General features: G+C 62.1%; 18 protein-coding genes. All 18 read left to right on the top strand.

Features of this window, described 5'->3' with window-relative positions; translation table 11 throughout:
- Positions 1-566: 566 nt before the first annotated feature.
- A complete protein-coding gene (locus BUE38_RS07305; RefSeq protein ID WP_073434376.1) occupies positions 567-992 on the top strand; it encodes a copper resistance protein NlpE N-terminal domain-containing protein in 426 nt (141 codons plus the stop codon).
- 45 nt (positions 993-1,037) lie between these two features.
- On the top strand, positions 1,038-1,787 hold the full coding sequence (locus BUE38_RS07310; protein WP_073434377.1) for a hypothetical protein: 750 nt from the start codon (positions 1,038-1,040) through the stop codon (positions 1,785-1,787).
- Positions 1,788-1,839: 52 nt separating this feature from the next.
- Positions 1,840-2,370: a type VI secretion system contractile sheath small subunit gene (gene tssB, locus BUE38_RS07315; RefSeq protein WP_073434378.1), complete on the top strand. Its 531-nt coding sequence runs from the start codon at positions 1,840-1,842 to the stop codon at positions 2,368-2,370.
- A gap of 14 nt (positions 2,371-2,384) precedes the next feature.
- Entirely contained in the window at positions 2,385-3,893 is a 1,509-nt protein-coding gene (gene tssC, locus BUE38_RS07320) for a type VI secretion system contractile sheath large subunit (RefSeq protein WP_073434379.1), read from the top strand.
- Between the two features lie 67 nt (positions 3,894-3,960).
- Positions 3,961-4,428 (top strand): type VI secretion system baseplate subunit TssE, encoded by a 468-nt coding sequence (tssE, locus tag BUE38_RS07325; protein WP_073434380.1) that lies wholly within the window; start codon positions 3,961-3,963, stop codon positions 4,426-4,428.
- Entirely contained in the window at positions 4,428-6,263 is a 1,836-nt protein-coding gene (gene tssF / locus BUE38_RS07330; protein ID WP_073434381.1) for a type VI secretion system baseplate subunit TssF, read from the top strand. The genes tssE and tssF overlap by 1 nt, the downstream gene beginning before the upstream one ends.
- Complete coding sequence (tssG, locus tag BUE38_RS07335) at positions 6,227-7,306, top strand: type VI secretion system baseplate subunit TssG (RefSeq protein WP_073434382.1); 1,080 nt, start codon at positions 6,227-6,229, stop codon at positions 7,304-7,306. The genes tssF and tssG overlap by 37 nt, the downstream gene beginning before the upstream one ends.
- Positions 7,303-9,933 carry a type VI secretion system ATPase TssH gene (gene tssH / locus BUE38_RS07340; RefSeq protein ID WP_073434383.1) on the top strand — a complete coding sequence of 877 codons (2,631 nt, stop codon included), beginning with the start codon at positions 7,303-7,305 and terminating at the stop codon, positions 9,931-9,933. The genes tssG and tssH overlap by 4 nt, the downstream gene beginning before the upstream one ends.
- Before the next feature lie 24 nt (positions 9,934-9,957).
- Positions 9,958-10,557 carry a type VI secretion system lipoprotein TssJ gene (gene tssJ, locus BUE38_RS07345; RefSeq protein WP_073434384.1) on the top strand — a complete coding sequence of 200 codons (600 nt, stop codon included), beginning with the start codon at positions 9,958-9,960 and terminating at the stop codon, positions 10,555-10,557.
- A gap of 37 nt (positions 10,558-10,594) precedes the next feature.
- On the top strand, positions 10,595-11,938 hold the full coding sequence (gene tssK / locus BUE38_RS07350; protein ID WP_073434385.1) for a type VI secretion system baseplate subunit TssK: 1,344 nt from the start codon (positions 10,595-10,597) through the stop codon (positions 11,936-11,938).
- On the top strand, positions 11,935-12,651 hold the full coding sequence (icmH, locus tag BUE38_RS07355; RefSeq protein WP_073434386.1) for a type IVB secretion system protein IcmH/DotU: 717 nt from the start codon (positions 11,935-11,937) through the stop codon (positions 12,649-12,651). The genes tssK and icmH overlap by 4 nt, the downstream gene beginning before the upstream one ends.
- Before the next feature lie 10 nt (positions 12,652-12,661).
- On the top strand, positions 12,662-16,600 hold the full coding sequence (locus BUE38_RS07360) for a type VI secretion protein IcmF/TssM N-terminal domain-containing protein (RefSeq protein WP_073434387.1): 3,939 nt from the start codon (positions 12,662-12,664) through the stop codon (positions 16,598-16,600).
- Positions 16,601-16,638: 38 nt separating this feature from the next.
- A complete protein-coding gene (tagF, locus tag BUE38_RS07365) occupies positions 16,639-17,583 on the top strand; it encodes a type VI secretion system-associated protein TagF (RefSeq protein WP_073434628.1) in 945 nt (314 codons plus the stop codon).
- Positions 17,584-17,591: 8 nt separating this feature from the next.
- Complete coding sequence (gene tssM, locus BUE38_RS07370) at positions 17,592-20,060, top strand: type VI secretion system membrane subunit TssM (RefSeq protein ID WP_073434630.1); 2,469 nt, start codon at positions 17,592-17,594, stop codon at positions 20,058-20,060.
- Positions 20,061-20,302: 242 nt separating this feature from the next.
- Complete coding sequence (locus BUE38_RS07375) at positions 20,303-20,848, top strand: Hcp family type VI secretion system effector (RefSeq protein WP_073434388.1); 546 nt, start codon at positions 20,303-20,305, stop codon at positions 20,846-20,848.
- A 286-nt stretch (positions 20,849-21,134) separates the two neighbouring features.
- Positions 21,135-22,235, top strand: a complete 1,101-nt coding sequence (tssA, locus tag BUE38_RS07380) for a type VI secretion system protein TssA (RefSeq protein WP_073434389.1) — start codon at positions 21,135-21,137, stop codon at positions 22,233-22,235.
- Between the two features lie 3 nt (positions 22,236-22,238).
- Positions 22,239-23,438 carry a hypothetical protein gene (locus BUE38_RS07385; protein ID WP_073434390.1) on the top strand — a complete coding sequence of 400 codons (1,200 nt, stop codon included), beginning with the start codon at positions 22,239-22,241 and terminating at the stop codon, positions 23,436-23,438.
- Positions 23,435-26,062 carry a type VI secretion system Vgr family protein gene (locus BUE38_RS07390; protein ID WP_073434391.1) on the top strand — a complete coding sequence of 876 codons (2,628 nt, stop codon included), beginning with the start codon at positions 23,435-23,437 and terminating at the stop codon, positions 26,060-26,062. Before BUE38_RS07385 ends, BUE38_RS07390 begins: the two co-directional genes overlap by 4 nt.
- Positions 26,063-26,067 lie beyond the last annotated feature (5 nt).

Raw genomic sequence — 26,067 nt, forward strand, 5'->3', positions numbered from 1 at the left:
CGCGGTGTCTCCTGACAGGCGCATCTGGTAACTTGCACCGCATCAGCAAATTAAAGTTGTGCGGTATATAAGTCACGACCGAATACGGCCTGACCCACGCGGCTGTTGCATTTCCTGCAACGCTCTGTGCCGTCGTGGTCAACGCCTTGTTATGAGGGGATTTCTGTGTACGCATAGTGCTGCGATTCTAGTACTGTGGTTCTAGTGCTGTAGCTTCCGTCATGTGGCTGTCAGTATCATGAGCGGGCGCGATGCTCGCCCGGAAGCTGCGTAGACTCATCCAGGTAATTAGCGCCCTGTCAGCGGGCGCTAATGCTGTTTGGGACGACAGTATCAGCCCGGGAATGGGCGAAAGAAGGGAAAAATGATGTGCGGCAGCTTGCGTTCAGGCATGGAAAGTGGTGCGGCCCAACCGACGCTTGTGTGTGCTGAGTTGCCCAGTGTGCAGGGAACTATGCTGGAGTGTCTAACCAACATTTATGACGCCAATGTACATAACTAGAACTTACAAAAGATATCTCGATGTTACGCAAAGGAAGAGACGTCCAGCACAGCAAACTCCCGTCATGTGGGGGTTGGCTCTGGTGATGCTGGGGCTTTTGCTGGTGGGCTGTGCCTCGACTGAGGAGCAGCAGGACACGGCGCTCTACGAACGGACATCCCGCTTTGTCGGCACGTTGCCCTGTGAGGACTGTCGCGTTATCCGCGCGGACCTCACGCTGATACGTGACACGGATGACGGCAGTCCCGAGCAGTACGTGCTGCAGCAGACCCACGTTGATGCGGTGGGCGGAGACTTCACGTCAACCATCTGGGGTGACTGGCAGCTCAGCTCCAACGGCGAATACGAGTTCTATCGCTTCGATGGCACGCCCGGACCGCTCATCCTGCGGGTCGAGCATGATGGGAAGCGTCTCGGGTGGGCCGGCGGCCAGACACTGCCGAAAGACGACAGCAGCTACGAACTCGTGCGAGCTGAACCGCTGCATTAGGTGACTTTTCATGGATAACAGCGAGTTTCGGGAGGGATCTTGAGCATGCAGGGAACGTTCGACATCGAGTCGTTCATCAAGCAGCGCAAGCAGACGCGGGTCGTCGGAGACCTCCTGCATGAACAGGCAGCCGATTACCTGGGGACCCTGGGACTGCTGATACGGCCGCAGATGATCTTTGGCGAATATCTGCAGGGCGCGCCGCGCGGCAATGGCCGTGAAGCACAGCATGCCTTCAAGGAGTTCAAGTCGCTGTTCGAGTCCACGGCCGGGGCACCGCCGTTCCGTCTCATCCAGGAATTGGACGTGCCACTGGAGGTACTCAGCTCCACGCCACAATTGTATCCCTACGAGTATGACATCTCGCTGAGTGGCAACAGTCGGCCGGTGCGAGTGACCAGTCCGGTGCGCTGGGTGGTGGGCTACAAGGGCTTCGAGCTCAGCCAGTTCCGCCAGATCATCAAGGACCCCAATCGCAGTACCGCTGAATTGTTCCGCTTCATCATGCATTACCTGATGTTGTTCTACTGCATCAAGCGTGCGCCGGGGCTCGGCCGACTGCTGCTGGGACTGCGCTTTCCCGTCAGCTTCGAGAAGCTGGCTGACTTTGGCGACCTGCCGTTCTGTGTCATCGGCTCACCGGTGTCTTCGCATCTTCCCGATGAGGATCTGATTCGCCGCAGTACGGAAGTGGCCGGCAACAACAGTTTCGAGGAACTGGTCGACGCAGCAGACGTGGAAGCAATGGAAGATGGGATCAGGGAACGCCTGTTGAAGGCCATCGCCGCAGCTTGACTCGGTAGGGCATACAAGGATTTGAAAACTCAACGAACGAGGAAACGACGCCATGGCGGAGAGGGATAGCACACAACATAAACTGGGACGAATTCGTGCGCCGCGAGTTCACATTACCTACGACGTCGAGATTGGCGACAGCCAGGAGCAGAAGGAGCTGCCTTTTGTGGCGGGTGTGATCGGTGATTACTCCGGTAATCCGCTGAGCCCGCCGCCCAAGCTCAAGGACCGCAAGTTCGTTGCGATCGATCGCGATAACTTCAACAGCGTACTCAAGGGCTACAAGCCTCGCCTGGCCTACCGGGTCGACAACACCCTGTCCAAGGATGGCTCCCAGTTGCCGGTTGAGCTGAACTTCGACGCGCTCGAGGATTTCGAGCCGCAGAACGTCGTCAAGCAGGTCGAGCCGCTGCGCAAGCTGCTGGAAGTGCGCAACAAGCTTGCCGATCTGCGCAACAAGATGGGCGGTAATGACAAGCTTGAAGAACTGCTGATGGACGTCCTGCAGAACAGCGAGAAGCTCAAGACGCTGGGCGAAGAGTTCGGGCGCGAGCAGGCCGTACGCGACGAAGACGACAAGTAACGCTGGAGCCAGACATGTCAGAGAAGAAGACCGAATCCCAGGCGTCGGTGACCCAGGAAGCTCAGGACACCGTCTTTGCGCCACAATCATCGCTGCTCGACAGCATCATTTCCGAAAGCCGTGTAGCACGTTCGGAGTCGGAGCGTACGCGCGCCCGTGACCTCATCGAGGAGCTGGTTGCTCAGGTGCTGGAGGGCGAGGTTCTGCCCAGCAAGGATCTGATCGCCGTACTCGACTCGCGGATCGCTGAAATTGACGCGATGCTCTCCGAGCAGTTGAACGAGGTCATGCACGCCAACGAGTTCCAGCAACTCGAGTCTTCCTGGCGTGGCCTGAAGTATCTGGTCGATCAGACCGAGACCGGCAGCAACATGAAGGTCCAGGTGCTCAATGCGACCAAGAAGGACCTGGTGCGCGACATGAAGTCGGCCACCGAGTTCGACCAGAGCGCCCTGTTCAAGAAGGTCTATGAGGAAGAGTACGGCACCTTTGGTGGTGCGCCCTTCGGCATGCTGATCGGCGATTACGAGTTTTCCCGCAGCCCCGAGGACATCTATCTGCTCGAGCAGGTGTCCCACGTGGCCGCGGCAGCGCATGCGCCGTTCCTCTCGGCCTCCTCGCCGGAACTGTTCGGTTGGGACTCCTTCACCGAGATGAGTGGCCCGCGGGATCTTTCCAAGATCTTCGATACCGTCGAATACGCCAAGTGGAAGTCCTTCCGCAACTCCGAGGACGCTCGCTATGTCGGCCTGACGCTGCCTCACGTGCTGGGTCGCCTGCCTTATGGCCCGGATACCGACCCGGTCGAGGAATTCAATTTCGTTGAAAGCGTCGATGGCCGCGAGCACAACAAGTACTTGTGGATGAACGCCGCCTACGCACTCGGCGCACGAGTGACCGATGCCTTCGCCAACTACGGCTGGTGTGTGGCGATTCGCGGTGTTGAAGGGGGCGGCCTGGTGGAAGATCTGCCGACGCACACCTTCCAGACCGATGATGGTGAGGTGGCACTCAAGTGTCCGACCGAGATCGCCATTACCGATCGCCGCGAGAAGGAACTGGCTGACCTTGGCTTCATCCCGCTGGTGCACTGCAAGGGCACCGACTATGCCGCCTTCTTCGGCGTGCAGTCGTCGCAGAAGCAGAAGCACTACAACACTGACGTGGCCAACGCCAACGCGCGTCTCTCGGCGCAGTTGCAGTATATCTTCGCGACCTCGCGTATCGCCCACTACATGAAGGCGATCATGCGCGACAAGGTCGGCAGCTTTGCCTCGCGTACCAGTGTCGAGCGTTACCTCAACGACTGGCTGTCGCAGTACGTCCTGCTGGATGACAACGCCAGCCAGGAGGCCAAGGCTCAGTACCCGCTGCGTGAGGCTCGTGTCGAGGTGGCTGAGGTGCCGGGCAAGCCGGGCGTCTTCAAGGCGGTGACCTTCCTGCGTCCGCACTATCAGCTCGACGAATTGACGGCTTCTCTGCGTCTGGTCGCCGAGCTGCCGCAGTCAACCCGGAAGTCATGAGCCCAGCGGCCAGCCAGGCTGGCCGCTTCAAGCGATGAGGTGATTCGTGCAACTCAAGGGCACAAGGATGTTCGTGCCCACTCTCTGGAACCGGCTGCTTGATGATGAGCCACACCGGGGAGTGGAAGCCGAGGAGCGGCAATGGAGCACGCTTGACGAGTACAAGGCAACGATCGTGCGCGACCTGGAAACCCTGGTCAACACGCGTCGTGAGCTGCTCAGTGCTCGGCTCGACGAATACCCATCGCTGCAGGGATCCCTGTTGGAGTATGGCCTGCCCGACTTTCTGGGGCGCGGCCTGCACAGCACTGACGATCGCCAACTCATTCAGCGCCAGTTGGAACGCGCCATCGAAAGCAACGACAGTCGCTTTCGCAATGTGCGCGTTCGCCTGCTCGACCAGGATAACCAGGATCGTCTCCTGCGCTTTCGGGTTGACGCCATGCTGGTGCTGGTGGATGCCCGGCAGCAGGTGGCCTTCGATGCCGTCCTGCAGGCCGAAACACAACGCTACAAAGTACAGAATCTGACCTGATGCTCGACGATCTGCTGCCTTACTACGAAAAGGAACTTTCGCACCTGCGCTTCCTCGGCCGGGAGTTCGCGCGTGAGTATCCTAAAGTTGCCGCGAGGTTGCAGCTCGAGGAAGACAGCAGTGCCGATCCGCACACCGAGCGCTTGATCGAGGCATTTGCCTTCCTGTCCGCCAGGGTACACAAGAAGCTTGATGATGACCTGCCGGAAATTGTCGAGTCGTTCCTTGAGGTACTTTACCCGCACTACCTGCGGCCGACGCCGTCACTGTCCATCGCCCAGTTTGATCTCGGCGACAGCTCGACGCTGGATTCGCGTTACCACGTACCGCGTCATACCGAGCTGTTCTCGCGTGCCGTGGGCGGCACCACCTGCCGTTTCCGTACCTGCTATGACGTCACGGTCTGGCCGGTGCAGGTCGAGCAGGCACGCTTCTCGTTGCTCGAGCGTTCGGCGTTCAATGGTCGGGATCGTGACAGTGTGGCACGCCTCGATCTCAGTCTGGCCAGCCTGGCGGAGCAGAGCATCGCGCCGTTGGAGATCGACAGTCTGCGCTTCTTCCTCGACGGGGAAGGGGCCTTGATGCACCCGTTGCATGAGCTGTTGTTCAACAATCTCTCACGGCTCAGCGTCAGCTTCGATGATCAAGGCCAGCGGCGTGAGGTCAATCTGCCACTGGACTCGCTGAAGCCGGTAGGCTTCGGTCCGGACGAAGGCCTGATCGACTATTCGGAGCGCTCGTTCCTCGGCTATCGGCTACTGCACGAGTACTTCGTGTTCCCCGAGAAGTTCATGTTTGTAGACCTGTCCGGTCTGGCGCGAGTGTTGTCCAGAGTGGAAGGCAGGCATTTCACGTTGCACTTCCATTTTGCCAATTACGCTTCGAGTGAGCGCTTGTCGCGTCTGGCGCAGAACCTTGGACGTACGCACTTCCGCCTCGGCTGTACGCCGGTGATCAATCTGTTCCAGCGCCTGGCCGAACCGATCAAGCTGACTCATACCCAGCATGAGTACCCGGTGGTGGCTGATGTGCGTCATCCCCATGGCGTCGAGATCGTTTCCATCGATCAGGTCAAGCGCGTCAAGAAGACGGCGCAGCGCGATGAAGTGACGGTCTGTCATCCCTTCTTCGAACCGCGTTGGCACAACCAGCGCCATGGTGACAGCTTCTGGCTGGCGCGTAGGGTGCCTTCCGAGCGTCGTCGGGATCTCGGCACCGAGATGCAGCTACGCCTGGTCGATCGCGAACTGACTCGTGTCGAGACATCCAGTGATGTGCTCAGCCTGCACCTGACCTGCAGCAACCGCGATCTGCCGCAGCAACTGACCATCGGGCATCCGCAGGGCGATTTCACCTTGCCTCGTGAACAGGTCGTCAAGGCAATCCGCTGCCTGCGCAAGCCGACCACCGCGGTACGTCCGCCGCTCGGCAAGGGGTTGATCTGGCGTCTGATCTCGCATCTGTCACTCAACCACCTCTCCATGGTGTCGCGGGGGCGCGAGGCATTGCTGGAGATGCTGTCGCTCTACAACTACCGCGATACCGAGGCGGCGCGGCGTCAGATCAAGGGCATTACTGCCATCGACAGCGAACCGACCATGACGCGGATTGGACACCCGCGTCCAGCCTTCGTCAGGGGGCTGGGCATTACCCTCGAGATGGACGAACAGCAGTTCATCGGTAGCGGTATCTATGTGTTCGGCATGGTGCTGGATCACTTCCTGGCGCAGTACTGCACGATCAACAGTTTCACCCAATTGACGCTGCGCAGTCGCCAGCGCGAGAAGGATGTAGTGACATGGCCGCCAAGAACCGGCACTCAGCCCCTGGTCTGATCGACCGAGCGCGGGCTGAACCCTACCGGTTCGGCTTCTTCCAGCTCGTGCGTCTGTTCAGACTCCATTACAGCCACCTCGGCAGACTCGATCCTGAATCGCGTCCGCACGAGGATCCGTTGCGTTTCCGCAGCAAGCTGTCGCTGGAGTTTCCGGCCAGCGAGATCAGCGACCTGAACTTCGAGAGTGACAAGCGCCTGTCGGCCAACGATCAGCCGTTGACCGAGATTCAGGTGACCTTCATGGGACTGGTCGGGCCTTCCGGTGTATTGCCGCGCCCTTACACCGAGACGCTGATCGACCGGCATATCCAGCTGCGTGATGACGCCGGTCATGCGTTCCTCGACCTGTTCTCGCATCGCATGACGGCGATGTTCTACGAGGCCTGGCAGAAGTACCGCTTCTTCATCGAGTACGAACGCCGGGGCGAGGCGGACTTCGAGCGTCAGTTGCACGCTCTGGTGGGCCTCACTGATCACTCCAGTGCACTGCTGACCCGTCAGCATCGCGAGCACCAGCCCGAGGCGGACCTGCCGCGAGACCTGTTCAGCTATTTCGCTGGCCTGCTGGCCCAACGGCCACGCAATCAGCTCAACCTGCAGTCCATGCTCGAGTTCTATCTGGGGGTGCCGACTCAGGTGCGCCCCTTCAGTGGGCGCTGGCTGGATATTCCCGAGCGCGAGCGTTCGCGGGTGGGGGTGGCCAATGCGCGTCTCGGGCAGTCTGCCGTGGCCGGTACCCGGGTCTGGGATTACCAGTCCTGCGTCAGGGTGGCATTGGGGCCGCTGTCACGCCGTGATTACCAGCGTTTCCAGCCCGGCCAGCCGGATCATATCCAACTGGTCAGCCTGACGCGTTACTACCTCGGGGCTGAGCTGGACTTCGAGATCGAGCTGGAACTTGCCGCTGAGCAGGTACCTGCGGCACGCCTGGGCGGTGATGACGGCGTGAGCCTGGGGCGCATCGGCTGGCTGGGACAGCGCCCTCGCACCCGCAATGGCCAGGCACTATTTCGTATTCCCTTCAACGGAGCCACCACGTGAGCCTCAAGACACTATTTGCCAAGCTCAACGATGTCAGCCGCGGCGCAATGGAAGAGGCCGCTGGGCTGTGTCTTGCCAAACGCCAGTACGAGGTCGACATCGAGCATCTGCTGCTCAAGCTGATCGATGCCGATGACAACGACGTCCTGCGCATCGCACGGCATTACGAGCTGGCGCTGGATCGCCTTGCTGATCAACTGGATCGGTCGCTCGAGACATTCAAGACCGGTTGTACGCGGACGCCGGCGTTGTCACCGCATATTACCCGCCTCATCGAGAGGGCCTGGGTGATTGCCTCGATCGATCAGGACATGGGCCTGGTGCGCAGTGGCCATCTGCTGCTGGCGCTGCTCAGCGATCAGGAGCTGCGCCGTGTGGTCAGCGATAGTGCTCCGGAGCTCGACCAGCTCGATGCCGATGATCTGCGTCTCAATTTCGAGGATCTTCTGGCAGCGAGCCCCGAGCAGCAGTCGGTGGAGACAGCGGCTTCGCAGCAGTCCGGCAAGACTGGCGGTGGAGGAAAGCGTGGTGGCAAGACGCCAGCACTTGACCAGTACACCATCAACCTGACTGCCAACGCCCGGGAGAAGCGCATCGACCCGGTGCTGGGACGTGATGCCGAAGTCCGCCAGATGATCGATATCCTGACGCGTCGTCGGCAGAACAACCCGATCCTGACCGGCGAGGCCGGGGTCGGCAAGACGGCTGTCGTCGAAGGGTTGGCGCTGAAGATCGTGGCCGGCGCCGTGCCCGAAGCGCTGGCCAATGTGGAGTTGCGTACCCTCGACCTCGGCCTGCTGCAGGCCGGGGCTGGCGTAAAGGGGGAGTTCGAGGAGCGCCTCAAGAACGTCATCGAGGAGGTCAAGCGCAGCCTGCACCCGATCATCCTGTTCATCGACGAGGCCCACACCCTGATCGGCAGTGGCGGTCAGGCAGGCCAGAACGATGCCGCCAATCTGCTCAAGCCGGCGCTGGCGCGTGGTGAGCTGCGTACCATCGCCGCAACGACCTGGGCCGAGTACAAGAAGTACTTCGAGAAGGATGCTGCGCTGGCGCGGCGTTTCCAGGTGGTCAAGGTCGAGGAGCCTAGTGAGGATGTCGCCATCGACATGCTGCGGGGTCTCGCGGGCCGCATGCGCGACCACCACGGCGTCGAGGTGCTCGATGATGCAGTGGTGCAGGCCGTGCGCCTGTCGCATCGCTACATCAGCGGCCGTCAACTGCCGGACAAGGCGGTCAGCGTACTCGATACCGCCTGCGCCCGTGTGGCGCTGGGCCAGGCCGTAGCTCCCGCCCAGCTCGAGGATGCCCGTCAGCGGCGTCTGGATCTCGAGGCGGAGCAGACGGTGCTGCGCCACGAGCGAGAGCGTGGCGAGCGCGCCCATGATGAACGGCTGGCCGAGCTTGACGAGCAACTGGTCGAGCTGAGCGAACAGATCGAGGCGCTGGAAGCCCGTTGGCAACAGCAGCGTGACTCCGTCGCCACCATTCGTGAAGTCGAGCAGCAACTGGCACAGGCCAGCGATGATGCGGGGCGGGAAAGTGCCCGTGAAGCCCTGCTCGAGGCACGTCAGCAGCTCGAAACGCTGGCCGGTGATGAGCCGCTGGTGCATGCCTGTGTCGATGGCAACGCTATCGGAGCCGTGGTGGCCGCCTGGACGGGTATCCCGCTGGGCAAGATGCAGCGTGACGAGATCGACACCGTGCGTCGCCTGCCGCAACTGCTGTCAGAGCGGGTCATCGGTCAGGACCATGGCCTGGTCGAGATCGGCAAGCGCATCAGCCTGTCCCGGGCGAAGCTCGAGGACCCCAACAAGCCGATTGGTGTGTTCCTGCTGCTCGGCCCCAGTGGTGTCGGCAAGACCGAAACCGCTCTGGCACTGGCCGACACTCTCTATGGCGGTGAACGCAATCTGGTCACCATCAATATGTCGGAGTACCAGGAAGCCCATACGGTGTCGTCGCTCAAGGGCTCTCCGCCCGGCTATGTCGGCTATGGCGAGGGTGGGGTGTTGACCGAAGCGGTGCGACGCAAACCCTACAGCGTGGTGTTGCTGGATGAGGTGGAGAAGGCGCACCCCGATGTGCTCGAACTGTTTTTCCAGGTGTTCGACAAGGGCGTCATGGACGACGGCGAGGGGCGCGAGATCGACTTCCGCAACTGCGTCATCCTGCTGACTTCCAACGTCGGGACCGACTGGATCATGCAGCGCTGTCTCGGCGCCGAAGCCTACCCCGACCCCGAAGAACTGGTCGAGGAGATGCGCGACAGTCTCAATGCCGTGTTCAAGCCGGCCTTCCTCGGCCGCCTCAAGATCGTGCCCTTCTATCCCGTTCAGGGCGAAGTGCTGACGCGCATCGTCAACCTCAAGCTGGCGCGCCTGGCTCAGCGTTTCGAGATCAACCACGGTGCTCAGCTGAGCTTTGCGCCGGAGTTGTCCGAGCACATCGCCGAGCGTTGCACCCAGACCGACAGCGGGGCGCGCAGTATCGACCATCTGCTGACCGGCGCCCTGATGCCGGAGCTGGCTGAGCAGGTGCTTGAGCGCATGGCCGAGGACACGCCCATCGACAGCATCCAGGTCGGGGTAGATGAGCACAGCGACTTCACCTATCGCATGGAATGACACGCAGCAGAGGATAAAAGAAAAATGATAATTCGCAGGGAAGTGACGCAACACACTCAGTACCGCAGGGGGCTGTGGAGCCTCCTGCTGGTGGCGATTCTATCCAGCCTGCTGGCCGGCTGTGGCATCAGTGGACGGGTCGGCAAGCAATTCGACGGCACCGTGGGCGACATCCTGTTCGATCAGAACGAGAAGGTCGTGGTGACGCTCGAGGGTGACGAAAACCTCAACCCGGACGCCGATGACAACCCGCTGTCGGTGGTCGTGCGCATCTATCAGCTCGACTCGCTTACTGCCTTCAACGCGGCCTCACCGCAGTTGCTCTGGCAGGACTCGGGCGAGGCGCTGGGGGACTCGCTGCTCAGTGAGCGTGAGGTCGTGATGCTGCCTCAGGGCGAGGTCGTCGATAGCGCACCCATGGCAGTGGAGACCCGCTACATCGCCGTGGCGGCGTTCTTCCGACAAGTGCCGGATAACCGCTGGCGTCTGGTATTCGATGCCGCGGAGATGCGCAAGGACGGCATCCTGACATCCCCCGATGGCGTCACCGTCCATCTGGCGGGCCACCACATAGAGGCCGTAGACGACAGCGCCGAGCTGCTCGTCTCAAGCAACGACCAGTGATCTCTCGCGCCATCCGCGCCGAGAAGGGAAGGGACAAGTGAGCAAGCATAATCGCGTGATGTGGTCGGAGGGTATGTTCCTTCAACCGCAGCACTTTCAATACCAGGACGAGTATCACCAGCATCAGTTGAGTGAGGCCAGCCAGCGTGCCGGTGCCTTCAACTGGGGCGTGCAGGAGTTGAGTGTGGATGTCGACGCCCTGGCCCAGGGACGTCTGCAGCTGACGCGTCTCAAGCTGGTGTTCCCCGATGGCACTCTGGTGGACGCTCCTCAGCACGATCCGCTGCCGCCGGCGCGTGACCTCAGTGAGCTGAGTGGCGTCTCCGAGTGCCGCATCTATGCGGCGCTGCGTTTGACCGAGTCGTTCTCCTCCAACGTGGTGGATGACGAGCATCGGCGCGGTACCAGCCGCCGCTATCGCCAGCGCTTCAGCAACCTGCCGGACCTGGTCGAGGGCGACGTCGAGAACGAACTCTCGCTGCTGGAGCTGAATGTTCGGTTGCTGCTGGAAGGCGATGATCTCGAAGGCACCAGCCATTGCCCGTTGGTTCTGCTCAAGCGCAATGCTACCGGCGGTTTCTCGGTGGACAGCGACTTTGTGGCGCCGAGCCTGCACCTGAGTGCCAGCGAGTCCTTGATGACCCTCGCGCAGCGCCTGATCGGTGTCCTGCAGGCCAAGAGCGATGCTCTGTCGAACCGTCGTCGCGAGCGGGCCGATCAGGTGGCCGAGTTCGGCTCCAGCGATGTCACGCTGTTCTGGCTGTTGTACACCGTCAATCGTGCCTATCCGCACCTGGCCCATCTGCTGCAGCATCCACGCCTGCACCCCGAGCGCCTTTACGGCTTCCTGGCCGATCTGGTCTCGAGCCTGATGACCTTCTCGATGAGTCACCGGCTCGGCGACCTGCCGGCTTACCGGCACGACAATCCGATGGCTTCGCTGGTCGAACTCGACCGCATGGCGCGGGAACTGCTCGATACCGTGGTGCCCAACCAGTACATCCCGATTGCCCTGGAGCAGACCAAGCCTTCCTACTTCGTCGGCCGGCTGCATGACCCGCGTCTGGTGGATGCCGACTTCTATGTCTGTGTGCATGCCGACATGCCCGGTGCGCGCCTTATCGAGTTGGTGCCGCGCGCCTTCAAGGTCGGCTCCCCGGAAGATATCGAGGTGGTGGTCAACAGTGCTATGCCCGGTGGCTCGCTGGTTCACTCCAGCCGTCTGCCGGTGGCCATCCCCGTGCGCCTGGATAACCACTACTTCGCCCTGGAACCGCGCGGCCAGATGTACGAGCGGATGATGGCGGCGCAGGCCATCGCCTTCTACGTCCCCAGTGGCTTCACCAATCTCAAGATTGAACTGATGGCGGTGCTCAAATGAATCAGTACATAGCGACACAGCAGGATGCCGCCGCGGAAGCTCCGGCAACGCTGCTCAATCTGACCCAGGATTTCTTTTCCATGGTGCTGATGATTCGCCGGGGCAGTGAGGCGCAGAGCGTCGATGCCTTCCTCGAGCGGGTCGAGGCGTATTTCACTGAGCTGGAATCCCGTGCGCTGGCTGCCGGTTACTCCATGGAACAGTACCGTGATGCCCAGTACGCCATGTGCGCCTTCCTCGATGAGAGCGTGCTGGGCGCCGGGGCCAACAACATCCGTCAGCATATCGAGCTGCATCCGCTGCAGTATCGCTATTTCGGCGTGCACCTCGCCGGTGAAGGCTTCTTCGAGCGCCTCGACTCACTGCGCAGTGACGTCAAGAGCAACGTGGATGTGCTCGAGGTCTACCACCTGTGTCTGGCCCTGGGCTTCGAGGGCAAGTATCGCCTCGAGCACCGTGACCAGCTGCGCTACATCGCCAATACACTCGGACAGGACATCGCCCGCTACCGCAAGGCTCCTCAGGAGCTCGCGCCGGACTGGCGTCTGCCGGACCAGGTCGGTCAGTTGCTGCGCCACGAGATTCCGGTGTGGGTGTATCTGGTGCTGATCGCCCTGTTGTGCGGAGTGGTGTTTCTGGTGCTGGACGGCATTCTCGACGCTCGCGTCGAGGCGCTGATCGAGCGTCTGCAAACCCTGTTTGAAGCATCTTGAGGAGACGCTTGTGAGGCGAGTTCTACGATTCCTCAAGAGTTTCTGGCTGCTGTCGTTCGTCCTGTGGCTGGCCGCGGTGGCACTGTGCGTATGGTGGATCCCGCGCCTTGGTGCTGGCCCGCAGCGTCTTGCCATTGCCGTGGCGCTGATCACGGCGCTGTGGCTGCTGGCGATCGTGCTGCGCAAGTACCGCAAGGTTCGCGCCGAGCGTGACCTGGAGGAACTGGTACAACTGGAAGTCAATCGTGAAGCGGCCAGTGCGGCGTCCCAGGCCAGCGACTACGAAGTGCTGCGCGAACGCCTCAAGTCGGCGCTGGGGATGCTCAAGGCCCGTGGCGGTCGTGGTGGCACCCTGAGTGAACTGCCCTGGTATCTGGTGGTAGGACATTCGGCGTCGGGCAAGACTTCGCTGTTGACCCGCTCCGGGCTCAACACCGGCGCTGGCCTGGGCGCGGAGTCCGGCACTCAGTACTGCGATTGGTACTTCGGCAGCGACGCCGTGCTGATTGATACCGCCGGTCGCTATGTGGCCGAGGAGCAGCCGGCCCATGAGTTCGCCAACTTCCTGCGCCTGCTGGCCCGGCGCCGTCGGCGCACGCCGATCAATGGTCTGGTGGTGGTGATTGATCTTCCCGAGTTGCTGCGTGCCTCGCGGGAGGACAACCACGCCCAGGCGCAGCAACTGATCGAACGGATCAACGAATACCACAAGGCACTGGGCTCCGCGCCGCCGGTCTACCTGTGCTTCAGCAAGGCTGACCTGTTGCCCGGCTTCGTCGAGGCCTTCCAGGGACTCGACGCCGAGGCGCGTCAGCGGCCCTGGGGCATGACCTTCCCGGTCGCCGACATTCGCGGCAAGGGGCTGGGGGAATCCTTTGCGCGGCGGTTTGCGCCGATGGTCGAGGCGCTCCGCGCCCATGTCGATCGCCAGGTGGTCGATGAAGGCCGCAACACCAGCAGTACGCTGTTGCGCTTCCCGGAATATGTGGCCGAGATCCATGGCCGTCTGGGGGATTTTCTCGAGCCCTTCGACCTGCGTCACAACCCCGATACGGCGCCACTGACTCGTGGTCTGTACTTCACCAGCGCTCTGCAGCAGGGCGAGGGACTGGAAGCCATCCTCGATGTGCAGACCAGCAACACCTTCGCTTTGAAGGAAGACAGCATCGCGCCTGCTGCCAGCCGCGTGCGCGGGGAGCGTAGCTACTTCATCCAGGGGCTGTTCCGCGATGTGCTGATTGCCGATCGCAACCTGGTGCAGCACTACTCGCGTAACGGGCGTCGTCAGGGCTCTAATTTGTGGATGGTGGGACTGGCGGGGATCGTTGGTATCGGCGTGCTGGGGCTGCTTGGCCACGGCTGGTGGACGAACTACAAGGCCACCGAGCAGCTGGATGCACAGCTGGACAGCGCTGACGAGGCCTCCGACAGCGAACGCCTGATGATGTTGAACGACCAGCTTGCACAGCTGGAGAGCCAGCAACTCGAAGGCTGGGCGGCGTGGCAGAGCATGGGGCTGGGCATCGAGGATGACCTGCATCCGGCCGTCGAACAGGTGTGGATGGATACCATGCGCCGTCAGGTGCTTACGCCATTGGGACGTGACCTCGGGCGACGCCTTGCCGAGGTGGGCGAACTGGCCGACTCGTTGGGGCTCGACAATCAGGTCGAGACCGCAGGTGCTGAAGGTGACACCGGTGGCGTGATTGCCGATGCCATGGGTGAGGGCAACAACATCGTTGAGGAGAGCGGAGACCGCCTGCGTGATCGTCTGACCAGCCGCCCGTCCCTCGGCAGTGTGCCTCGCTCGCCCGGCGAGCTGGCGGGACGTGTCCGCGGTGAGCTCGACTATCGCGTGCGCGGCAGCGCCAACGATGCCTTCTGGGGCGCACGCCAGCAGGGACGTGATGCCCTGCGCAACCGAGCCCGTGACGCCTGGCGCAATGGCCTCAGTGATGAGGAAATTGCCGACTCGGCCTTTACCCACGCGGGGCCGGCCTTCACCGATGCAGCGCTCAGTCGTCTGGAGCCTGACCAGGTCGCTGATCTGATCGACGCCTATGACGTGCTCAAGCTGTATCTGATCCTGAGTGATCCCGAGTCGCACCCGGATCAGGGTGAGGCCGTACAGAACGCTCTGCCGCTGGCCTGGCAACAGCTGGCCGCACGGGATCGTCGAGTGCCGGGTGGTGACGACTTGATCGCCGATGGCGTGGCTCGTTACAGCGATTACCTTGCTGCAGGCACCGCGCCGGCCATCGAACGTGACGATCAACTGGTGGCCCAGGCGCGTGCTGACCTCAAGTCGTTCCTGGTCAACCAGTCTCCGGCGGATCGCGAATACCTGCGTCTGCGTCTGCTGGCCGAGCAGCAGTTCCCACCGCTGACCCTGAACGACATCCTGCCGGAATCCAGCCAGTCGGTGATTTATGCCGGCGAAGCCGTACCGGCCTTCTTCACCCACCGGGTCTGGGATGAGTTCGTGCGCCCCGAGCTGGCGAAGACGCTGGCCTCGGATATCGAAGTTGAGCGTGACTGGGTGCTGGAAGGTGACTCCTCGCTGGATGAGGTGCAGGGCAAGGCGGAGTTCGCCAGACACGTGCTGGGACGCTACAAGAGCGACTACATCCAGGCTTGGGAACGCTTCCTTGCCGATGTGGGAATCCGTCGCTTCGATGACCTGGCGGCGTCGCGTACGCACCTCACTCAGCTCAGTGACTATCAGCGCTCGCCGCTGAAGATCTTGCTGCAGGTGGTGAATGACAACACCCATTGGGACTCACCGGAAGCCAAACAGCGTCAGGCCGAGCGCGCTGCTGCCGAGGGTGAATCCAGCGATGCCGAGTCCGAAGGCTTCTGGAAGGGGACTCTGGACTGGGTCAGTGGCGGCGAAACCGCCGACAAGGTGGCGCTGCTCACCGATATGCCGCCGATCCATGATGGCCTGCTGGCCTACCACTTCGAGCCCGTGGGCAATCTGTTCTCCACCGAATCCGGTGCCGAGGGCGACAGCAACCACATGGACGAATACCTGCTGCTGCTGCGTCAGTTGAAGGCGCGTCTCGACAGCCTCGAGCGTGGTGACCTGGGCAAGCGCACCAAGCAGTTGATGGAAGACGTCATCGCCGGCAATCCCAACGAGATTTCTGCGGCGCGCAACTATGTGGCGGCCAACATCGATACCTCGCGTGATGAGCTGGTGCAGTCAGTGCAGCGTCTGTTCCGTGATCCGGTGGAATTCTCCGTGGGCAGTCTCGACGGTCCCATTGCCGAGCAACTGGCAGCGGCCTGGGGTGACCAGATCGCCGCGCCCTGGCGGAGCATGGTCAGTGGACGCTATCCGGTCAGCGACTCCAGCAACGAGGCCTCGGTGCGTGATCTGCGACGGTTCGTCGATCCGCAGTCTGGACTGTTGGTGACCTTCGATGAGCAGGAAGTCGGCAATCTCGATGAGGCGGGGGGCGACGGTGAACCGCTGGTCGACCCGAGCATCACCGCCACCATCGCCGAAGGCACCAATGTGGGCCGTGTGCTCGAGAGCCTGGCGGATGTCGAGAACGGCTTCGAGATCATGGTCGAGCCGGCGTCCAACTTCACCTCCATCGAGCTGACTCTGGATGGCCAGCAGCAGCGTTATCGCAATGGGCCGCAGTCCTGGCAACGCTTCACCTGGCCGGGTGATGAGCGTCAGGCCGGGGCGCGCCTGGAAGTGGTCACCTATGGCGGTCAACGCGTGACGGTCTTTGATTACCCGTCGCGCTGGGGGCTGCTGAAGCTGATCGATTCCGCCGATGTCACCAACCTCGATGCGGTACGTCAGCGCTTCACCTGGTACACCAGCATGGGGCCGGTAAGCCTGACGGTACGTAACTTCGGGGGCGTCAAGCTCACCGATCTCGAACAGGTGCGTCGTTTGCGCATGCCCACGCCCACGTCAGGAGCCGGTTGAGTGATGGAAGCAAGGCAGCAGGTCAGGGAGGTCGCGTCATGATCGGATATTTCGGCAAGGTGCCGGGAAGCGCCGATTTCGTGGCCCACAACGCCGCCTACAAGGACGTGCGCGAGCTGGATAGCTGGCTGCAGCACGCCCTGGCGAGGATGGCGGAGCACGACAGCGACTGGCAGGACCAGTTCGATGCGTTGCCGACCTGCTTCTTCCACTTCAGGGCCAGTAATGGCTACTGGCTGCTCGGTGGCCTGCACAGTTCCCGCGATGCCAGCGGGCGCCGCTATCCGCTGCTGATCTTCCAGCGCTTCAGTGTGGCGCCCCAGGTGGAGGGCAGTGTCGGTGTGCATACCCTCAGCGAGACCTTCGCCGGGCAGCTGCGTGAGCTGTTGCAGCGCACCGTGCATGGTGAGGCCAGCGTCGATGAGTTGCATCAACGTGTCGATGAGTTGCGCGGACTGGGTGATGCCGATGTGAAGCTCCAGCAGCGCTTGCTGCAGCGCTTTCTCGATGATGTGCGTTTCAGCGACCTGATCAAGGCGTTGGAGCCGAGTTTCCCGGAGTTCATTGCCAACGCCTTTGCGCTGCGCATGCAGGTACTTCGCCAGGAGTTGAAGGACGGTGCGAGATGGCAGGCGGTGCTGCCGTTGCCTGCCGAGCGAGCGCTCAAGCGCCCGGCCGCTGATCTCTGGCTGCACTGGCTGGAACATCAATCACCACAACGGGCCAAGGCCAGTCTGTTGGTTGATGACTTCATGCGCCCTCGACTGTGGCGCTTTGCCAGCGCCGATCACGAGGCATTTCGGCTGCTTGCCGGCGCGTCTTCGCGTGGTGCGCGCATCGATGTGCTCGAGGCATTCGAGGAGTTTGACCCGCGTTGGGCGGAGATCACCCCGCCGCCGGCGGAGCTGGATATGGGGACGTATATAACGAGGTTTCCTGATCAGGAAAACCCAATGGGGAGCAGGGGAACCATGTCGTGGTGAAAAAGCTGATGAACAAGCTGAAATACTATTGGGCAAGATATCGCCCCTACGCAATGGCACTGGGGTTCTTCCTGTTGATCTTCGTGATCTGGGGCCTCGGCAGCTGGATGGGTTTCTCGTCACTGGATAGCCTGCTGGTGGGGATCCTGGTGTTCCTGGTGGCCTCCGCGCTGTACCTGTTGCTGCTCTATCGTGGTGAAGGGCGCAGCAAGGACGGCGATGTCGAGTCGCTGTTGATCCAGAACGCCGATGATGCCGTACTCGGTGCCGCGCCGGAGGATCGTGAAGAAGTCAGCCTGCTGCGTGAGCGCCTGCTCAACGCCCTCGAGCGCATGAAGAAGAACGGCGGCGGCAAGGGCAGCAAGCGTGATCTGTTGTATCGCCTGCCCTGGTACCTGGTCATTGGTCAGCCGGCCGTCGGCAAGAGCACTCTGGTCTACCGCTCGGGACTGGACTTCCCGTTCGCCGACCGCGAGAACGCTCGGGTGTCCGGTGTCGGTGGTACCCGCCATTGCGACTGGTTCTTCAGCAGCGAAGCGGTGCTGCTGGATACCGCCGGTCGCTATGTCAGTGACGAGGAGGAAGTCGGCAAGTGGCGAGCCTTCCTTGAACTGCTCAAACGCCATCGTCCGCGTCGCCCGCTCAATGGCTTGATCGTGGCGGTCAGCGCCGACGAGCTGATCGACAGCAGTGAGGCACAGCGCGAGACGCTGGCCCAGCGTCTGCGGGAACGTATCCAGGAAACCCACGAACTGCTCGGTACCGCGCTGCCGATCTATCTGGTCTTCACCAAGAGTGACCTGATTCCCGGCTTCCGCCAGTTCCACGCTCAACTGGAGCCGGAACAGCGCGAGGAAGTGCTGGGCATGACCTTCCCGCATCAGGACTTCGCCAATGCCAACCTGACCCGGCGTTTCTCCGAGGGCCTGGCGCGGCTGGTGTCACGCTGCCGTGGGATCGGTGAACAGAGCCTGATCGAAAATGATGTCATCCGGACTCGCGAGGATCCGGCGGCGCTGGAGTTCCCGCTTGAGCTGCGTGCATTGTCCGGCGTGCTGACCAGCTTCGTCGGAGCCCTGTTGCAGGCCAACCCCTACCAGTCGGCGCCGTTGCTGCGTGGCTTCTATTTCACCAGTGCGCTGGCCGATGGTCAGCCGGCCCAGGGCGAGCATGCGCGCACGGTCGCGCAGCGTTTTGGCTTGCAGGGCGGCCGCGGTATCGGTTCCCGGCAGGACGGCAAGAGCCTGTTCGTGACCGGGCTGTTCTCCCAGGTGATTCTCCCGGACCAGCATCTGGTCGGTCTCTACAGCGGGCCCAACAGCCAGCGCCAACGCCAGTTGCGCTGGAGCTGGGCGGCACTCGCCATCGCGCTGCTGCTGTGCACTGCCTGGGGGGTGTCCTTCTTCCAGAACGCCGATGAGTTGAGCGGCATCGAGACACAACTGGCCGAGGCCAGCGAGGTCGATGACCAGAATGCCGACAGCTATACCCGTTGGCAGACGCTGGATGCCCTGCGTGGCGAATCCCAGCGCTACTTCGAACGTCACCAGCAGGGCGTACCCTGGTCGTTGCGCTTTGGTCTCTACCACGGCAGGGAGATGGAACCGGAGCTGCGCCGCAGCTACTTCACGCAGCTTGATCGCGTCATGCTCGATCCGGTGGCCGATAACCTGTCCCAGTCACTGTTCGTGCTGCCGACCATCCCGGTCTATCGCTCAGGGGGCGAACGCCTCGAGGACATCGAGGTGGAGAGTGTCGAGCCCTACGCCCGCCCGGTGGACAACTCTCCGCAGGCACTGGCGGACTTCGGCAATGCCACCTTGCTGACCTACCTCGAGCTGTCGCGGACACCGCGTGACAAGGTCGAGACAGACCTGCTGCGTCAACGCCTGCCGGATTACTGGTATCCAGCGATCACCGCCGCGGATGGTGGTGAGCGTGATCAGCGTGACCTCGATTACGCCAGTCGGCAGATCGATTTCTACGCCGCTCAGATCCATGCCGAAGACGTGCCGCGCATCGACGCCAAGGCGTTCCTGATCTCGTCGAGCCGCAACTACATCGATGGCCTGCTGGATCGTTCGCTGCGCACCCTGGAGACCATCACGCTGGAGTCCGACACCTTGTTCTCCTTTGGCCGTGCGGACTTCGCCGGCCTGCAGGGCGCTGGGCAGCGGCAGCTCAACCAGATTGCCGAGCGACTGTCCAACACGCCCAATCTCGGCCGTATCACCATCACCGGTCATGCCGATCAGATCGGCTCGGCGTCGGCCAACAAGCGGCTGTCACTGGAGCGTGCCCAGACTGTGCGCACCTACCTGATCGGCAAGGGTATGGCACCGGAACTGATCGAAGCGATAGGAGCCGGCAACGAGCGGCCTCTGGTGCAGTGTGACGGCAGTATGAGTCGCGCCGAGCGGATTCAGTGCCTGGCACCGAATCGGCGCGTGGAAATTGAAGTGCGGGCGCTCAACTGAGGGCTCGGCATCGAAGAAACAGGGGGAGCTGCCCGCTCAGGCGGCAACTCCCCAAGGGTTTCTCCCGCAAGGGAGGAAACATGCCGCTCCATGGAGTGGCAAAAGAGAGGGCAGTCACCGGCGGGGCCTGACGGCTCCTGGCGGTAGCGTGCCTGAAAAAGGGCCCGGTGGGACCCGGGGGCGCCCCGACTCCCGATAAGGGTCGAGTCGTTCTATTCACCGCGAAATAGGGAAATCCAAACATGGCATTTGATGCATATCTGAAGATCGATGGTATTCCCGGCGAAAGCCTGGATGCCAACCACACGGACTGGATCGAGCTGCTGAGCTTTGAGTTCGGTGCTAGCCAGGCGACCTCTGCGACGGCCAGCTCTGCGGGTGGTGCTTCCGCCGAGCGCGTCAACCTGAGCGAGTTTGCTATCTCCAAGTTCATTGACAAGGCATCTCCCAAGCTGTTCGAAGCTTGCTGCCGTGGTCAGCACATCAAGGAAGTCACCCTGCAGGTACACCGTGCAGGCGGCGACCAGGTGCGTTACCTCGAAGTGAAACTGGAAGAAGTCATCGTGTCCTCCACTGGTATGGAAGGCATGGCCAGCTTCTCCCAGAACGCTGGTGGCGGTGCTACGGACTCCGTGCACGATTCGCGTCACGATCTGCCTTCCGAGGAGATCAAGTTCAACTACGCGCGTATCAAGGTGAACTACACCCAGCAGAAGCGCCAGGATGGCCAGGGTGGCGGCAACATCGCGGGTGGCTGGGATCGCACTCGCAACCGCGTCTACTCCTGATACCGCAAGGTACAGGGAAGGTCGCGTAACGGGAGCGGCGGCATCTGTCGCCGTTCCCTGCTGTACCGGTCATGGGGGCGACCCCATGACCGTCAACCTTCAGTGACTGCGAGAGTCCTGGCCTGGTTCTTGAGCTCCAGGTTTTTGAAACCGGGTTCTTGAACGTCAGGTGCCAGGATTGCCGCAGAGACTGGCCATGGTATTGCGCCGTGGTAACCGCTATCTATCCACAACCGGGGAGTACGCACTGTGATGTGGACAAGTCCCCGTGCCGAGAGGAACTCACATGGCTGATGAATGGGATCGCGAAGCCCTGCTCGCACCGATTGGTGAGCATGGTGCCGGGGAAGACCTGAGTTTTTCATTGCTCATGGACCAGATCAAGGAAGCACGCCGCGCCGATCCGACCTATCTCAGTCAGGGGGAGTGGCAGGCCGACCTCAAGAAGTCCGACTGGAATGAGGTCATCTCGCTCACCTCCAAAGCGCTGGCGGAGCAGAGCAAGGACCTGGCGCTGGCCGGGTGGCTGTGTGAAGGGTTGTCTCATCGTAATCACTTCACCGGCATGACCTATGGCATCGAGCTGGTCAACGAGCTGTGCCGACGCTTCTGGGAGACGCTCTACCCCAGCCTGGAAGATGGCGATGAGGAGCGCTTCGGGCGCCTGTCCTGGCTGGACAATACCCTGGCCGGCATGGTCGGTGAGATACCGCTGCTGGAAGGTCAGGGGTATGGGCTGGCGCGTTACGAGGAGTCGCGTCAGGTCGAGAACCTTGCGCGCAACGACCGCGATGCCATGGATGATGCACTGGCCGATGGCAAGATCAACGCCGAGATCTTCCAGCGTTCCGTGGTGCTCACGGAAACCGACTTCCTGACCCAGCGTCACGGAGAGATCAACGGCTGCCAGCAGGCACTGCGCGAGCTGGACGACACCCTGACTGAACGCATGGGCGACCACGCGCCGCGACTCAACGAGCTCAAGGAAGTACTACGCGAGTGCAGCCAGTTGATCGAGCGGATGCTCAGTGATCGTGGTGTCAGCTTCGATGAATCGGAAGAGCCCGGCGCGGCCGAGGCTTCCGAGACAGAAGCAACGGCCCCGCCGGCCACCGATGGGGGCGCCGCGGCACAGACCAGGGCCGCACCCCAGGCGGCGCTGCGTACGACACCGCAGTCCCGCGAGGAAGCCTTCGAAATGCTCAACGGCGTTGCCCAATTCTTCAAGGGCAGCGAGCCGCACAGCCCGGTGCCGTATCTGGTCGAACGCGCCATGCGCTGGGGCCGTATGCCGCTGGAAGACTGGCTGCGTGATGTGATTCGCGAGGACCACATCATCGACAGCATCCGCGAGACACTCGGCACTCAGCGCCGAAACGAGGACTAACCCATGTCGAGGGCGTCGATATACGACCTGCTTCAGCAGCGCGCTCAACCTGTTGTCGAGCAACCGGTAGTCGTCGAGGAACGCAGCCACTTCCGTGCCGACCGGCTGCGTCTGTTGGATGGTGTCGCCTTGACCGCCGCCGGAGTGCTTGCCATGGGCTCGGTGCCCGAGGCTGCCCGCGTGGAACTGTCCGAGGACATGCGTGGGCCGGATGGTTTCCAGTTGATGGCCTGTGCGGTGAAGGAGGTCATCCCGGTGGGCGAGTCGCGGCTGAGACGTCTCGACCCCAAGGCTCTACGCCTGCACGAGCTGATCCAGACCATCCTCCTCGATGCGCTGATGATGCTCGAGGCACTGCCCGAGAATGGCCGTTTCGATATCGTCCTGAGCGCGCCATTGCGATCCGGGGAGGCCGCAAGCCTGCTGCTGGAGCAGATACAGCAGGCGGTGGCAGAGACAGAGTACGGCGAGCGCCTGGGCGATATTCGTCACAGTGCTGTGGGCTGGGATCCGCATACCTGCCTGGCAGTGTCGGAATCCGGCGGCCATCCCCATGTGCTGTGGCTGTGTGCCGACTCCCTGATCAATGCCACCGATGTGGGACGCCTCGATCGACGCGGACTATTGATGAAGGCCTCGCGGTCGGTAGGGCTGGCGCCGGGAGAAGCGGCAGTGGCGCTACTGATGCAGCGGGTGTCGGAAGAAGATGATGCGGAATCAGCCTCCGGCTGGAGACTGGATAGCGCCATTGAGCAGGAACATGCGCCGCGTTCGAGCAGGACTCGGCAGGGTGGCGCGACGTTGGTCATCAAGGATCTGCTGGAAAAGAGCTGGCCCGAGGCGGCGGCAGATACCGAGTCTGAGGCGCCATCACGGATCGTGATGGATGCGCTGGGCGTCTCCGGGAGTGTAACCGACGTTGCTGGGCCGCTGACTGATCGCTGGAGGGGCATCGACCTGACCGATAACGGCGTCAGCGTGGATCGCTGGTGTGGTTGGCCGGGAGAGGCACTGACTGCCCTGCAGTTGCTGCTGGCTATCGCCCCTCTTGGCGATGGCGAGAGCGCACTGGTGCTGAACGTGGTGGAAGAGCGCAGCAGCCGCGGCATGGCACTGCGTAGCTGTGCGGTATCCGGGGACGGCGCCGCTGCCGGTGAGGATGCGGAAGGGACCTCCGCCAATGGAGAAGGGAACGCGACATGAAAGAATTCAACCTGCTGGATAACATCCTCGAATCCTTCGACGTGACACTGACGCAGGACGAGCGCCTGCTGCAGCTGCAACTGGGGGACAGCGACTTCATCCCCCATCGGCTGGTGGGTGAAGAGCGTCTTTCGCGACCGTTCTCCTACACCCTCGACTGCATCTCCCAGAATGGCGACATCGAACTCAAGACGTTGATGGCCCAGCCTGCCGCGTTGACGATACGTCAGGCGGACGGCAACTACCGTCGACTCTCCGGACTGGTCGAATCTGCTGCCCTGCTCGGTGAGGATGGTGGGGTCTATTACTACCAGATCAGCCTGGTGCCCTGGCTGGCGATGCTCAAGCTGGGACGCGACAGCCGTATCTTCCAGGACCACAACGTGGTCGAGATACTCGAACAGGTATTCGGCAAGCACGCCACTGCCATGGGGGAGGACTCGGTGCGTTGGCGCTTCGATCTGCGCCGCGAATACCCCTCACGCAGCTACTGCGTGCAGTACCGCGAGAGCGACTTCAACTTCGTCAATCGGCTGCTCGAGCAAGAGGGCATCTGGTGGTATGCGGAACATGCCACAGAAGATGATGACTTCAATGGCCATCGCATCGTCTTCACCGATGACCCGGAAACCTGCATGCCGGTCGCGCCTCAGGTCATCCGCTTCCATCGTCAGGATGCCACCGAGACCGAGGATTCGATTACCCAGTGGGGCGGGGTGCGTCAGCAGCAGCCGACCCGCGTCAGTCTCGGCACCTTCGACTACAAGCAGCCGGGACTGGAAAAGCGCACCAGCATGGAGACGGTTCGCGATCAAGGTAACCTGCCGGATCTGGAAGTCTACGATTACCCCGGTGAGTACTACTACCTTGGCCCTGAGCGTGGTGAGCACCTGGCCCTCAATCGCCTCGAAGCACTGGAGTCGCAAGCCAAGCGCTTCCATGGCTCCGGCGGTGTGCGCCAGTTGCAGACCGGACAGTGGTTCGAAATCAGCCAGCATGCCCGGCACGAGCAGGGCGATGAAGGCGAACGCCAGTTCCTGGTTCTTGGCCTCAACATCCACGCCGAGAATGCGCTGCCGGTCTCCGCTCATCTGAAGACCCTGCCGGGTAGTCTGCAGTCGCGCATCGATGCGGCTTTCAAGGCTCATGGGCTCGAAGATGATGACGCCTACAGAGAGGATTATCGGCGAGTCGGCACCGGCCACTATCTGGTCGACTTCGAAGCCCAGCGGCTCAGCCAGCCCTATCGTTCCTTCCTCGATCATCAGCGTCCGGTCATCGGTGGTCCGCAGACCGCGACCGTGGTCGGCCCCGAAGGCGAGGAGATCCACACCGATGCACTGAACCGGGTCAAGGTGCAGTTCCACTGGGATCGCGAGGGCCAGCGCGATGCCCATTCCAGTTGCTGGGTGCGCGTCTCGCAGCCCAATGCCGGAGGTCGCTGGGGCGGCGTCTTCGTGCCGCGGATCGGTCAGGAAGTCATCGTCGACTTCCTTGAGGGCGACGCCGACCGTCCGCTGATCACCGGTCGCGTCTACAACGGCGACCAGACCCCGGAGTGGCACAGCAACGGCCTGCTGTCGGGCTTCAAGACCAGGACCTATCGGGGCGGCAAGTTCAACGAACTGGTGTTCGACGATGCCACCGATCAGGAACGGGTCAAGCTCAACTCCGAGCACAGCAAGAGTCAGCTCAACCTCGGTTACCTGATCGACCAACAGGGCAATACCCGCGGTGCCTTCCGTGGCACCGGCTTTGAACTGCGTACCGATGCCTACGGCGCCGTCCGCGCCAATGAGGGCCTGTTGCTGACCAGTTGGGGCCAGCTCGGTGCCAATGGCGAGCAGCTCGACATGACCCAGGCCTGGCAACAGCTCTCGAGTGCCTGGCAACTCTCCGATTCGCTCAGTGAAAGCGCCACCAGTCACAACGCCGAACCGTTGGACGCCCGCGACAACCTCAAGCAGGCCGGTGAAGACGCCGAGGGGCGTTATGGTGCTGCGGAAAACCGGGGTGGCGCCGAGGGGAGTGGAGGATTCGACGGCAGCAGCGCGCGAACGGCCAGCCAGGGCGGACTCGGTGAAGCAGCCAGGCTCAACGCCCCCTGGCTGCACGCTTCATCACCGGCGGGCATCGCCATGAGCACACCGGAATCAACCCACCTCGCCCAGGGCAAGTCACTGAGCGTGACCAGTGGTCGTGACATCAACCTGGCCACCGGCAAGAGCCTGATCGCCACCATGTCCGAGAAGCTGTCGATGTTCGTCCAGCGCGCCGGCATCAAGCTGTTCGCCGCCCAGGGCAAGGTCGAGATGCAGGCCCAGAGCGACAACATGGAGTTGACCGCCGAGAAGGACGTCAAGGTCACCTCCACCGAAGCGGGAGTACGCATCGACGCCGCCGAGGAAATCCTCCTTACCAGCGGCGGAGGCTATATCCGCCTCAAGGGCGGCAACATCGAGATCCACGGCCCCGGCAAGATCGATATCAAGGGCGCACAACACCTGTTTGCCGGGCCCGCGAGTATGAGTAGCGAGTTGGCGGAGTTGCCTGAAGGTGGCTGTGAGACCCAGATGAAAGGTGCGGATAAGCAGCGTAGCGGCGCCATGCCGTTGGGAGGGTAACGCTT

It is taken from the genome of Halomonas cupida (assembly GCF_900142755.1).
GTDB lineage: Bacteria > Pseudomonadota > Gammaproteobacteria > Pseudomonadales > Halomonadaceae > Halomonas > Halomonas cupida.